Source organism: Streptomyces sp. NBC_00310 (genome assembly GCF_036208085.1).
Taxonomy (GTDB): Bacteria; Actinomycetota; Actinomycetes; order Streptomycetales; family Streptomycetaceae; genus Streptomyces.
Genome location: NZ_CP130714.1, coordinates 7,819,576 through 7,832,297, shown reverse-complemented (window position 1 = coordinate 7,832,297; position 12,722 = coordinate 7,819,576). Strand labels below are relative to the sequence as shown.

The following is a 12,722-nucleotide window of genomic DNA, read 5'->3' as shown; positions in this document are numbered from 1 at the left end:
GTTCGGCCGTATGTCTGTGGGGCTCGATGTCTGTGGGGCTCGATGTCTGTGGGGCTCAGCCCTTGCCGGCCATCGAGCGGACGAAGAAGCGCAGGTTCGCCGGCTTCTCCGCCAGACGGCGCATGAAGTAGCCGTACCAGTCGGTGCCGTACGCGGTGTACACACGCATCCGGTGTCCCTCGGCGGCGAGCCGCAGATGCTCGTCGCCGCGGATGCCGTACAGCATCTGGAACTCGTACTCGTCGAGCTTGCGCCCGGCCCGGTGGGCGAGTTCCTGGGTGATGGAGATCAGGCGAGGGTCGTGGGACCCGATCATCGGGTACCCCTCCCCCTCCATGAGGATCTTCAGGACGCGGACGTACGCCTTGTCGATCTCGGTCCTCTGCTGGAAGGCGACGTCCGCGGGCTCCTTGTACGCGCCCTTGACCAGCCGCACGCGGCTGCCGTTCTCGGCGAGGCGGCGGGCGTCGGCCTCGGTGCGGAAGAGGTAGGCCTGGATGACACAGCCGGTCTGCGGGAAGTCCCGCCGCAGCTCGTCGTGGATGGCGAACATCGAGTCGAGGGTGGTGTGGTCCTCCGCGTCGAGCGTGACCGTCGTCCCGATCGCGGCGGCGGCCTCGACGACCGCGCGGACGTTGGCGAGGGCCAGGTCGTGGCCGCCGGGAAGCGCCTGCCCGAACAGGGACAGCTTCACGGACATCTCGGCGCGCTCGCCGAGCTCCAGTTCCTTCAGCCGGTCGATCAGCTCCAGGTAGGCGTCGCGGGCGGCGGCGGCCTGCTCGGGGCGGGTGATGTCCTCACCGACGACGTCCAGCGTCACATCGAGGCCCCTGCCGGTGAGATCCCGGACGACCGGGACGATGTCGTCGACCCGTTCACCGGGGATGAAGCGGTCGACGACCCGCTTGGTCACGGGCGCCGCCGAGATCAGGCGTCGTATCCGGTCGCTGCGCGACGCGGCGAGAATCACGGGACCCAGCACGGGGCACCTCCACAGACCAGCGGACAGAACCACCGTGAAACCTAAGGATCCCCCCGTTCGCCGACCATCGACAGCTGTCACGTATCCGTGCCGCAGATCTCAGACAGATGTATGAAGGTCTTCGAGAAATGCGGGAGAATGCCCGAGTGACGCCGGAAACCGCATCGCCCCACCCCGTGGGTGACTACCAGGACCTCGTCGACGAGATCTCCGGGCTGCTCGGCGCCCCGGCGACGCTGGAGAACCGCGACTTCGAGCTGATCGCCTTCGGCGCGTACGACAGCGAGGGCGACCTCGATCCGTCGGCCCTGGACCCGGTCCGCACCCGCTCGATCCTGACCCGCCGCTCGACGACGGCGGTACGGGAGTGGTTCGAGGGCTTCGGCATCACCCGGGCGACGGCCCCGGTCCGTATCCCGCCGACTCCGGAGGCGGGGGTGCTCCGGGGCCGCGTCTGCCTCCCCGTACGCCATCGGGGTGTCGCCCTCGGCTACGTCTGGCTCCTGGACGACGACCCCGGCCCCACCGGCGCACAGCTGTCCGCCGCCATGGCGGTCACCTCCCGGATCGGCGCCCTCCTCGCGGACGAGGCGCAGGCCGGCGCGGACCTCACCCGGGAGCTGCGCGCCGTCCTCACCGCCGAGCGCGACTGGGAGCGCGACATGGCCGTGGCGGAGCTGCGCGCGGCCCTCGGCCCGCGCGGCGACGGCGTCCACACGATGGTGTGCGTGGCCCCCTGGCCGTCCGCCGACCCGGACGACGCCCCGTCCTTCCGTACGGTTCCGGGGGCGACCGCACTGTGCACGGTGCCGTGGGGCGCGGCGGGCCAGGGCCTGGCCCTGCTGGTGCGGCTCCGCTCGGCGGACGTACCGGCCCCGGCGCTCACGGCCGCCGCCCGGCTCCTGGAACGCGCGGGCGCGCACGCGGCGGCGGGCGTCTCGGGCGCCCGCACGGGCCTCGCCGAACTGGGCGCCGACTGGCGGGAGGCCTCGGCGGCGGCCCGCGCGGCGCTCGCGGAACCCCGGCTGGGCCCGATCGCCCAGTGGCGCTCCATCGGCCCGTACCGCCTGCTGACCGCGCTGCCTCCAGGAGCCTCCCAGGACCCGTCCGTCCGCGCCCTCCTCACCCCCGCCCACCGCGAACTCGCCCACACCGCCGAGGTCTTCCTCGACCACGCGGGCCAGGCCGGCCGCACCGCCGCCGAGCTGGGCATCCACCGGCAGACCCTCTACTACCGCCTCTCGCGCGTCGAACAGCTCACGGGCCTGCGCCTGACCGACGGCGAGGACCGGCTGCTGCTGCACATGACGCTGAAGGGGGCGCGGCTCTGACGCGCTCTCTCCGGACCTTCCGGCAGGCGCCTCTTTGACTGCTCTTTGGCCGCTCCCGGCACGTCTCGATGGCGGAAAAACGCGCTTCTGAAAATGATTGTCATCGTGCTACGGTCAGGCACGTTGAATCTTTGACCACGCCTTTACTCGGAGTGTCCCCGTGCGCCTCCCGGCCCGTTTCGTCCCCCTCACCGCGGTGACCACCGCGGCCTCCGCCCTGCTCACGGGCTGTTTCTCGTCGACGGGCGCCGCCGAGGGCGCTGCTTCAGGTGAGGGCAAGCGCGTACGGATCGCGATGATGCTGCCGCCCCGCTCGGGCCTGTCGCCGCTGTCCGACGACGCGTTCAAGCTGTCGCGCTGGTCGACCGCCGAGACCCTGGTGAAGCTGAACGCGGTGGGCGACGCACAACCCGCGCTGGCCACCGGGTGGAAGCAGTCGGGCAGGAAGTGGACCTTCACGATCCGCGACGGCGTGACCTTTCACGACGGGACGAAACTGACCGGCGAGGCCGTCGTCAACTCCCTCACCGAGGCCGCCACCGCCTCCCCCAAGCCCCGCATCCTCGACGGCGTGGACCTGACCGCGAAGGCCGACGGCGCCACCGTCACCGTCACCACGGGCACCGAGGACCCGCTCGTCCCCCAGCGCCTCAGCTCACCGCAGCTGTCGATCCTCGCGGCGCAGGCGTATGAAGGGAAGACGGTGAACCCGGTCGGCGCCGGCACCGGCCCCTTCGAGCTGACCAAGGTCAACGGCACCGCCTCCGCCGCCCTCGACCGCTACGACGGCTACTGGGGCGGCAGGGCCAAGGCCCCCGGCATCGATGTCACGTTCGTGCCGGACGGCACCGCCCGCGCGGCCTCCCTGCGCAGCGGCGAGGCCGACATCGTCGAGGCGGTCCCGGTGTCGCAGGCCGCCGTGCTCGACCAGGACCTGATCACCGAGGTCCCGATGCCCCGCACCAACACCCTTTACCTGAACACCGGGAAGGGCGTCTTCAAGGACGCCTCGCTGCGCGCCGCCGCCCGCGAGGCCGTCGACGCCGAGGCGATCGTCGAGGGGGTGTACGAAGGACGGGCCGACGTCGCCGAGGGGCTCCTCGGGCCCGCGCTCCCCTGGGCCGCCGAACTGCGGTCGACGGTGAAGCGCGCGAAGGCCGGTGACCCCTCCGGCCAGTCGATCACCATCGGCACCTTCACCGACCGCGCCGAACTGCCCGAGGTCGCGGCCACGCTCCAACAGCAGCTGCAGAAGGCCGGGTTCAAGGTGAAGCTCGACGTGCGCGAGTACGCCAACATCGAGACCGACGCCCTGGCGGGCGAGTTCGACGCGTTCATCCTGTCCCGGGCGACCGTCCTCGACTCCGGCGACCCGGCCGCGTACCTCTACAGCGACTTCGCCTCCGAGGGCTCCTTCAACCTCTCCCAGCTGGCCGACCAGACCGTCGACACGGCCCTCGGGAAGGCTTCCGACACGGCAGCCGGTGACGCCCGCCGCCGGGCCGTCATCGACGCCGAGGCCGCCGTCCTCACCACCGACGCGGCCGTGCCGATGCTCCACGAGCGGGTGATCCAGGGCGACGCGGCCGGGGTCGTGGACGCGGCGCACGACCCGCGCGAGCGGGAGCTGGTCACTGCGGACACGTACGTCAGGTGAAGCGTGCCGTAGGGAAGTGGGTCGGTCCGGCCGGGCTCACCCGCTTCGTCTGTCTCGTCGCCGTGCTGGCCGCCGTCGGTCTGCTGCCGTGGCTGTCCGGCCGCGACCCCGCGCTGACCGTGCTGCGGGCCCGGTCGGCCGAGCAGGAGGCGACACCCGAGGCGCTGGCCGCGATCCGTGAGGACCTCGGTCTGGGCGCGGGTCCCCTCTCCCTGCTGGGGGACTGGGCCTCCGGACTGCTGCGTGGCGATCTCGGCACGTCGTGGGTGTCGGGCACGGACGTGCTGCCCTCGGTGGTCTCCGGCCTCCAGGTCTCCCTCGGCCTGATGGGCGCCGCCTTCGCCGTCGCGGTCCTGCTGGCCGGCGCGCTGGTCGCCCCGGTCCTCGTACGGGGCCGGGGGTCGGCCGGCGCGTTCGCCGCGATGCTCGCCGCCGTGCCCGAGTTCCTGCTGGCCACGGTGGCGTTGCTGGTGTGCGGGGTGTGGCTGGGCCTGCTGCCGACGGCGGGCTGGGCGGGCCCCGAGTACCTGGTGCTGCCCGCGATCGCCCTCGGCGTCCCGGCCGGCGGTCTGCTGGGCCGCCTGGTCGCGGACGCGCTGCCATCCGTGCTCGACGAACGCTGGGTGGAGCTGTGGCGCGGCGCGGGCGTGAGCAGGGCCCGAGTCTCGGCGGCCGCACTGCGCCGCGTACTGCCGCCCCTGGTACCGCAGTTCGGCATGGCGGCCGTCGGTCTGACGGGCGGCGCGGTCGCCGTGGAGACCGTGTTCGCGGTGCCCGGCATCGGCCGTACGGCCCTGGGCGCGGCCAAGTCCCAGGACCTCCCCCTCCTCCAGGGCTCGGTCCTCGCCCTCCTCGCCCTGGGCCTGGTCGCGGGCGCCGTGGCCGCCCTCGGCCGCCGCCGGCTCCTGGGCCCGGCCCTGCGCGACGCGGGCCTCACGCTGCCGCCGGCCCGCCCGGTCCGCACCCACCCCGCGATCCCGCTGGCCCTGGCGGCCGTCCTCCTGGCCACCATCGGCTGGGGCCTGCTGCGCGACCCGTACGCCGTGGACACCACCGCCCGCCTCCTCCCGCCGTCCTGGGCGCACCCGCTCGGCACGGACGGGCTCGGCCGTGACGTGCTGGCCCGGCTCGGACACGGCGCGGCCTCCACGGTCGGCACCGCGGCGGCGGTCTGCCTGCTGAGCCTCGTGGTCTCCCTGGCGCTGGGCTTCCTGCCCGGCGTGGCCGAGGGCGCGGCCGACATCGCCAACGCGCTGCCCCCGGTGATCGTCGGCATCCTCGTCGCCGCGGCGGCCGGCCCCGGCACGGGCGGCGCGGCCCTCGCCGTGGCCCTGATCTCCTGGCCGGCCCTGTCCGCCCACGCGGCGGCACTGGTCCAGGAGGTCCGCGCGTCCACGTTCCTGACCGCCCAACGGGCCCTCGGGGCGAGCCCGTCGTGGATCCTCACCCGGCACGTCCTGCCGTCCGTCGCCGCCCCGGTCACCCGCCACGCGGTCCTCCGCCTCCCGGGTATCGCCCTGGCGCTCGCCTCCCTCGGCTTCCTGGGGCTCGGCGCCCAACCGCCCACCCCCGAATGGGGACTGCTCCTCGACGAGTCCCGCGCGTACGTGGAACGCGCCCCGTGGGCGGCCCTGGCCCCGGCGGTCGCCCTGGCCGTGCTGGCCGGACTGGCGGTGTCGGGCGCGGCGTACGCGGAGACGCGCACGGGCCGCCGTACGAGGAAACCGGGCCGGGCACGCACGCGGAAAGGAGAGGCGTCCGTTGAAGTCGCTGCCGGAGTCTGACGTACCGCCGAGTTCGGATGTATTGCCGAGTTCTGACGTACTGCTGTCGGTCCGCGGGCTGCGGATCGCGTTCGACGAGGTGGAGGCCGTACGCGGGCTGTCCTTCGACGTCCGGCCGCGCGAAGTGCTCGCGCTGGTCGGCGAGTCGGGCGCGGGCAAGTCCCTCACGGCCCGAGCGCTGCTCGGGATGCTGCCCAAGGGGGCGACGACGAGCGGAACCGTGCGGCTGCGCGGTGACACGGATGTCGCCGCCCAGCGCGGCCGCCGTATCGCCCTCGTCCCCCAGGACGCCCTCGCCGCCCTGTCCCCGGTGCATCCCGTGGGCGACCAACTCGCCGCCGCCGTACGGTCGGTGGCGGGCGTCTCGCGCAAGGAGGCCCGCGCCCGGGCGGTCGCCGCGCTCGACCGGGTGGGGATCCCCGACGCCGTACGCAGGGCGCGGGCGTATCCGCACGAGTACTCCGGCGGTATGCGCCAGCGGGCCGTGATCGCCATGGCCACGATCAACGAACCGGACGTCGTCGTCGCCGACGAGCCCACGACCGCGCTCGACGCGGAACTCCGGGATCAGGTGCTCCGGGTCCTGGGCGAGCAGCGGGAGGCGGTCGGCGCCGCGCTCGTGCTGGTCACCCACGACCTGGGCGTGGTCCGGGAACACGCCGACCGCGTGCTGGTGATGTACGCCGGCCGCCAGGTCGAACAGGGCCCGGCGACCCGGGTGCTGGGGCGCCCGCGAGCGCCGTACACGGCGGGCCTGCTGGCATCGCTGCCACCGGACGGCGACGACGTCGACCATGACAAGGGCGAGGGTCGTCACGGCGATCCGCACCCCGCCGGCCGTCGTCGTCGGCGGCTGCCCTCCATCCCCGGGTCCCCGCCCACCCCCGACGCCCTCCCGTCGGGCTGCGCCTTCGCGCCGCGCTGCCCGCTCGTCGAGGACCACTGCCACCGGGAGGAACCGCGGTCGTGGGCGGCCGGCGACGGCCACGAGGTCTCCTGCCACCGCTGGGACGAAGTCCCGTATCCCGCGACCGAGTTGTTCCAGGAGCCCGTATGAACCGGCGTGACCCCCTGCTCGACGTGCGCGACCTGGTCGTCCGCTACGGCGCGGTCACCGCCGTCGACCAGGTGTCCTTCACGGTGGACGCGGGCGAGACCCTGGCCCTGAACGGCCCGTCCGGTTGCGGCAAGTCCTCCACGGTCGCCGCCGTGCTGCGGCTGCGGCGCCCGGACGGCGGCGAAGTCCGTTTCGAGGGGCGGGAGTTGACGAGGCTCACCGAACGCGAACTGCGCCCGCTCCGCCCGCGTATGCAGCCCGTCTTCCAGGACCCGTACGGCTCCCTCAGCCCTCGCCACCGCATCCGGGACGCGGTGGCGGAACCCCTGCGGGTCCAGGGCCGCTGGGACGCCACGGGCCCGGCCCGGGTCGCCGAACTCCTCGACCGGGTCGGCCTGGACCCGGCCTACGGCGACCGCTTCCCGCACGAGCTGTCCGGCGGCCAGTGCCAACGCGCCGGTATCGCACGGGCCTTGGCCTCCGAGCCCCGCCTGCTGGTCCTCGACGAGCCGGTGTCCGCCCTCGACCCGTCGGTCCGGGCCGGAGTGCTGAACCTGCTCGCCGACCTCCAGGACGAGCTGGACCTGGGGTACCTCTTCATCTGCCACGACCGCGCGGTCGTACGCCACTTCGCGGACCGCTCGATCGAGATGCGCGCCGGGAGGCTCGTACCGGCCTAGAAGGCCCAAGATCTTCATGGGCCTTCTAGGGGGCTTCGCCCCGGTCCGCCGCCGACCAGCGCTGATCAGCGTCGATCAGGTGTGCCACAACTCCAGACAGCGGTCGCACAGCAACCTCTGGGCTGCTTCCGCTCCAGGCGGACGACCCGACTCAGGTGGCCGGCTACCGTCTGGCCGCCCGGCTCGGAGCGGGTGGCATGGGCCGGGTTCGGTCCCGCGGCCGAGTCCCTGGCGGCGGCCGCTCGGGCCGCCGAGGAGCACTCGCGCCGGGTCAGGACGGCGAGCCGGTCGTGATCAGCCCCTCCCGATACGCGATGGCCACCGCCTCCGTACGGCTCGCCGCCCCCAACTTGGCCAGGATGTTGGACACATGGACGCTCGCCGTCTTCCCGGTGATGAACAGCTCGTCGCCGATCTGCCGGTTGGTGCGCCCGAGCGCGAGCAGCCGAAGGACATCGCTCTCCCGCGCGGTGAGCGCGGGGACGTCCCCGGCCCCGGAGGCCTCCGCCAGCCGCCCCCGCCGGAGCAGCGCGTCCAGGGCGGCACGCAGCGGTACGGCGCCCAGCCGGTCGGCGGTCTCCCCCACCGCCCGGGCCTCGGTCGCGGCCTCCTCCCGCGCCCCCGCCCCCAGCAACGCCTCCGCCAACCGCAGCCGGCACCGGGCCGTCTCATACGGATCTCCGAACGCGAACGCGTCCACCGCCTTCCGCCAGGCCTCCACATCGGGTCCGGTACGCACCCGCGCGAACTCCGCCTCGGCCCGGGCCAGCCAGGCGCGCCCCTCCGGTCCCTGCCCGCTCTCGTCCTCCCCCTCCGCTGCGGTGACCCGCGCCGCAGTCACCAGCTCCTCCCCGGTGGCGGCCCAGCCCCGCGCCCCGTTCTCGTCCCCGGCCGACCGGCGCTCCGCCACCGCGTCCGCGATCGCCCCGAGGGCCAGCGCGGCCAGCCGGACGGTCGCGTCGAGCCGGGTCCCGGACTCGTCGGAGAGGGCGGCGACGGTCGTCCGGAACTGCGCGACCGCGGCCTCCGGATCACGCCGCAGGACGGCCGCCTCGGTGAGCGCGATGCCCGCGACGAGGCCGGCCATCCAGTCGTACGGCCCGTCCAGAAGCGCCCGGGCCCGCTCCGCGGCGCTCTCGTCGCCGCGGGCGAGGGCGACGTACAGGGCGGGACCGACCGTGTGGCCGGCCGTGGCGGGCAGCCGGTCGGTGTCGGCGGCCGAGCGGGCGCACTCGTCCCAGCGGCCCAGGGTGTAGAGGCAGAGGGAGTGGAGATAGCGCATCTCCACCGGGTACGGGGAGGACAGGAGGCCGGTGCGGCCCGCGCGGTCCAGCCCCTCGGAGAGCCAGGTGAGGCATTCCTCCAGGTCACCGGATTCGTAGCACCCCATGGCGAGGTTGAACAGGGCACGCATCTCCACGGGGACGTTGCCCGCGCGGCGGGCCAGCTCGCGGGCGTCGCGCAACCGTGCCCGGCCCTCCCGCGTACTCCGGTTGCTCCGGGGGTGGAGACCGACCACGGAGATGATCAGGTCGGCCTGGGCGTCGCCCAGTTCGAGCCGCTCGGCGACGGACAGCGCACCGCTCGCGACCCGCCCGGCCTCCTCGTCCTCCCCCACGTACCGTGCCGCCATCACATGCGTGGCCGCCGCCCACACCCAGGTACGGGACGGCGGCTCGGCGGGGATCATCGCCAGCGCCTCGCTGCTGTACCGGAACGCGGCCTGCAGCCTGTCGACGCGCATCAGGTCACCGGCGAGGGTGTAGCGCACCCGGGCGGCCAGCTCCGAGTCCGCGTCCGGACCGGCCCCGGCGAGGGCCGACCGCGAGAGGGAGACCGCGCGGTGGTTCTCCCCGGCGCGCGCGGCGGCGGACGAGGCGCGCAGGGTCAGGGTGACCGTGTCGAGGTCCCGGGGCCGGGCCCCGGCGTCCACGGACGACCACAGATCGAGGGCGCCCTCCAGATGCCGCAGCTCCTCCGCGGGCGCCCCGATGCCGTGCGCGTGGTCGGCGGCCTCGACGGACGCCGTCAGCGCGTCGGCGAGGTCGTGGCTCTCGCGCGAGTGATGGGCGCGCTCCGCACTCTGCCCGGCACGGCCACGGCCGGCCAGCAACTTGGCGAACACCCCGTGCAGCCGGACCCGTTCGCCCGGCAGCAGATCCGCGTAGACCGCCTCCCGGGTGAGGGCGTGCCGGAACTGGTACGTCGATCCCTCGCCCGGCAGCAGCAGTTGTCGGCCGACCGCCTCCCGCAGCGCCGACTCCAACTCGTCGTCGGGGAGTTGTACGGCGTCCCGCAGCAGATCGTGCTCGACCCTGCGGCCCGCCACCGCCGCCGTGCGCAGCACCTGCTGGGCGGCGCCGGGCAGTTGCTCGATCCGGATCAGCAGAACGTCGGCCAGGCCGCTCGGCAGCACCGCCCCGGGCTCGTCCGCCGTCGCGGCCAGCAGCTCCTCCGCGTAGAACGCGTTGCCCTCCGCCCGCTCGACGATCCGGCCGACCGTGGTGTCGGGCAGTGGCTCGGCACGCAGCGAACGCACCAGCCGCGCGACCTCGGTGTCCGGCATCGGCCTCAGCTCCAGCCGCTCCACGGCGGGCAGCCGCACCAGCTCGGCCAGCAGGGGGCGCAGCGGGTGGCGGCGGTGCAGGTCGTCCGTGCGGTACGAGGCGAAGACGGCGAGGCGGTGGGCGGGCGTACCGGGGGTGGGGCGCTGGAGCACACCCCGGCTGAGCAGGAAGCGCAGCAGGTCCCGCGAGGACTGGTCGGCCCAGTGCAGGTCCTCCAGCACGAGCAGGACGGGCGTCGTCTCGGCGAGGTCCGACAGCAGTGCGGCGATGCCCTCGAAGAGCTGCAGTCGGTCACCGCCGTCCGCGCCGCCGCCGAGGAGGCGTGCGGTGGCCGGGTGCGCCTGGAGAAGCGGCGCGCATCGCTCGTCCGCGGCGAGGGCACCGAGGATCTCCGTGAACGGGAGGTACGGCAGACCGACATCACCGAGGTCCACGCAGTGCCCGGTGAACACGGCGGTCCCCATGTCCACGGCGTACGCCGCCACCTCCGCCAGCGTCCGGCTCTTCCCCACGCCCGCGTCCCCGGCGAGCAGTACGGCCCGGGGTTCGCCGCGGGCGGTCCGGTCCAGCACGTCCCTCAGTCGGGCGATCTCGGTGTCCCGCCCGACGAACGGCGCGTGGAACATGTTCTGCGGCACACGGCCATCCTGGCACGCACCCCCACGCCCACCCCCACACCGCCGGGCTTCGCGCTGCCCCTTCGGGGGGGCCGGTCTGCGCGGGTGTGTGCGGGCAGGTGGGGCTTCTCGCGCAGTTCCCCGCGCCCCTTGAGGGCCTACGGCCCTCGCGGGCCGAAAAGCACGAGGCGCAGCCCCTGCTTTTCAGGGGCGCGGGGAACTGCGCGAGAAGCCTCCACCCACCCGCAGCCAAAGATCCGACCCCGCGGGGGCGCAAAAAAGCGGGGCCCGGCCACCCCAGGTGACCGGGCCCCGCCTCCCGCAAAAAGCAACCTCAGACCAGGTTCACCGAACGCGCGGACGTCGCGCCGATCTCCTCCGCGACCTCGGCGAGCACCGGCTGGGGCACCGTGTCGTCGACGGTGAGGACGGCGAGCGCCTCGCCACCCGCCGTGGACCGGGCGACCTGCATCCCGGCGATGTTGATACCGGCCTCGCCGAAGACGCGGCCGACGGTGCCGACGACACCGGGACGGTCGACGTAGCTCAGGACCACCATGTGGTCGGCGAGGGCGAGGTCCACGTCGTACTCGCCCACCGCGACGATCTTCTGGTGGTGCTTCGGCCCGGCCAGCGTGCCGGACACCGACACCTCCTCGCCACTGCCGAGCGTGCCGCGCACGGTGACGACGTTGCGGTGGTCGGGCGACTCGGAGCTGGTGGTCAGCCGGACCTCGACGCCACGCTCCTGCGCGAACAGCGGAGCGTTGACGTACGACACCGTCTCGTCGACGACGTCCTCGAAGACACCCTTGAGCGCGGACAGCTCCAGCACCTTCACATCGTGCTGGGTGATCTCGCCGTACACCTCGACATCGAGCCGCACCGCGACCTCACCGGCCAGCGCGGTGAAGATCCGGCCGAGACGCTCGGCGAGCGGCAGACCCGGCTTGACGTCCTCGGCGATGACACCGCCCTGGACGTTCACCGCGTCCGGCACCAGCTCACCCGCGAGGGCGAGGCGCACGGACCGGGCGACCGCGATGCCCGCCTTCTCCTGGGCCTCGTCGGTCGAGGCGCCGAGGTGCGGGGTGCAGACGACCTCGTCCAGCTCGAACAGCGGCGAGTCGGTGCAGGGCTCCTTGGCGTACACGTCGAGGCCCGCGCCCGCGACGCGGCCCTCCTTGAGCGCCGAGTACAGCGCGGCCTCGTCGACGATCCCGCCGCGCGCGGCGTTGACGATGCGCACCGACGGCTTGACCTTGCGCAGCGCCTCGTCGCCGATCAGGCCGACCGTCTCGGGGGTCTTCGGCAGGTGGACGGTGATGAAGTCGGAGACCTCGAGGAGCTCGTCCAGGGAGAGGACCTTGACACCCATCTGCGCGGCCCGCGCGGGCTGTACGTAGGGGTCGTAGGCGACGACCTTCATGCCGAAGGCGGACATGCGCTGGGCCACCAGGGCACCGATGCGGCCGAGGCCCACGACACCGAGGGTCTTCTCGGCCAGCTCCACGCCCGTGTACTTGCTGCGCTTCCACTCGCCGTTCTTCAGCGCCGTGTTCGCCTGCGGGATGTGGCGGGCGGTGGCGAGGAGCAGACCGCAGGCCAGCTCGGCGGCGGTCACGATGTTCGAGGTCGGGGCGTTGACGACCATCACGCCGGCCTTGGTGGCGGCGGAGACGTCCACGTTGTCCAGGCCGACGCCGGCGCGCGCGACGACCTTCAGTTTCTTCGCGGCGGCGATCGCCTCGGCGTCGACCTTGGTGGCCGAGCGGATCAGGATCGCGTCGACGTCGGCGATGGCCGGGAGCAGTTCGGCTCGGTCCGCTCCGTTGACGTTCCGGATCTCGAAGTCCGGGCCCAGCGCGTCGACGGTGGCGGGCGACAGCTCTTCAGCGATCAGTACGACTGGTTTCGAGCTCACGTGAGTCCTCACAAGTCCAATGCTGCGGACGGCCGTCCCGACGGCCGCAGGCGGTGGAGGGTGGTGGCCGCGTGGAAGCGCACGACGCTGTGGGCCTGACGCGTATGTAGTCCAGCAGTGTAG

8 protein-coding genes are annotated in these 12,722 nt (G+C 73.6%); 5 read left to right on the top strand and 3 right to left on the bottom strand.

Translation table 11 applies throughout. The features are described from left to right. Positions 1–55 precede the first annotated feature (55 nt). Positions 56–982 carry a proline dehydrogenase family protein gene (locus OG202_RS34370; RefSeq protein WP_327727685.1) on the bottom strand — a complete coding sequence of 309 codons (927 nt, stop codon included), beginning with the start codon at positions 980–982 and terminating at the stop codon, positions 56–58. Between the two features lie 128 nt (positions 983–1,110). Between OG202_RS34370 and OG202_RS34365 the strand changes: the two genes are divergently transcribed. The 5 genes from OG202_RS34365 to OG202_RS34345 all read left to right on the top strand — a co-directional run bounded on the left by OG202_RS34365 (position 1,111) and on the right by OG202_RS34345 (position 7,491). After that, entirely contained in the window at positions 1,111–2,313 is a 1,203-nt protein-coding gene (locus OG202_RS34365) for a PucR family transcriptional regulator (RefSeq protein WP_328224077.1), read from the top strand. Positions 2,314–2,473: 160 nt separating this feature from the next. Then, entirely contained in the window at positions 2,474–3,970 is a 1,497-nt protein-coding gene (locus OG202_RS34360; protein ID WP_328224076.1) for an ABC transporter substrate-binding protein, read from the top strand. Continuing rightward, on the top strand, positions 3,967–5,754 hold the full coding sequence (locus OG202_RS34355; RefSeq protein WP_328224075.1) for an ABC transporter permease subunit: 1,788 nt from the start codon (positions 3,967–3,969) through the stop codon (positions 5,752–5,754). Before OG202_RS34360 ends, OG202_RS34355 begins: the two co-directional genes overlap by 4 nt. After that, complete coding sequence (locus OG202_RS34350; protein WP_443052317.1) at positions 5,732–6,811, top strand: ABC transporter ATP-binding protein; 1,080 nt, start codon at positions 5,732–5,734, stop codon at positions 6,809–6,811. Before OG202_RS34355 ends, OG202_RS34350 begins: the two co-directional genes overlap by 23 nt. Further along, positions 6,808–7,491 (top strand): dipeptide/oligopeptide/nickel ABC transporter ATP-binding protein, encoded by a 684-nt coding sequence (locus tag OG202_RS34345; RefSeq protein WP_326577057.1) that lies wholly within the window; start codon positions 6,808–6,810, stop codon positions 7,489–7,491. The genes OG202_RS34350 and OG202_RS34345 overlap by 4 nt, the downstream gene beginning before the upstream one ends. A gap of 271 nt (positions 7,492–7,762) precedes the next feature. On the opposite strand, the gene OG202_RS34340 is transcribed toward OG202_RS34345, so the two are convergent. Both OG202_RS34340 and serA read right to left on the bottom strand, forming a co-directional pair. Beyond that, the gene (locus OG202_RS34340) at positions 7,763–10,684 is read right to left on the bottom strand and encodes a helix-turn-helix transcriptional regulator (protein WP_405961854.1); all 2,922 of its coding nucleotides are present in this window, start codon (positions 10,682–10,684) and stop codon (positions 7,763–7,765) included. A 325-nt stretch (positions 10,685–11,009) separates the two neighbouring features. Further along, positions 11,010–12,599 (bottom strand): phosphoglycerate dehydrogenase, encoded by a 1,590-nt coding sequence (serA, locus tag OG202_RS34335; protein WP_326577061.1) that lies wholly within the window; start codon positions 12,597–12,599, stop codon positions 11,010–11,012. Positions 12,600–12,722 lie beyond the last annotated feature (123 nt).